Annotated in this window: 1 protein-coding gene; it reads right to left on the bottom strand. The window is 63.2% G+C overall.

From position 1 onward, the window contains the following. The coding region (locus tag EN859_RS37060) for a hypothetical protein (RefSeq protein WP_135913739.1) at positions 1 to 249 on the bottom strand (249 nt) is incomplete at its 3' end. Positions 250 to 296: the final 47 nt, after the last annotated feature.

The raw sequence follows: 296 nt of genomic DNA on the forward strand, positions 1-296 counted from the left end.
ATAGGCCTTGCCGGGCTGGGCGAAGCCGGCGCGAAAGTCGGCCGGAAGGTCTTCATTGAAGCGCAGCGTCGCGTCGATCGAGGCGAAGATCGGCTTGGCGTGGAAGGCGCGCTGGATGCCGGCCGCCTTGGCGCGCTGCTTCGTCTTCAGCTGGACATGCATCATGTCCTGCGCCAGCTTCTCGAATAGCAGCCGCTCATCCTCCGCGGAGCCTTGCGGTATCTCGCGCCAACTCACTGTTGCTTGCATGCCAGCCTGCATCAACACGATGTGCCTCCGGATCAGTCAGAGCGGAT

This window comes from Mesorhizobium sp. M00.F.Ca.ET.216.01.1.1, from assembly GCF_004010325.2.
Classification (GTDB): Bacteria; Pseudomonadota; Alphaproteobacteria; order Rhizobiales; family Rhizobiaceae; genus Mesorhizobium.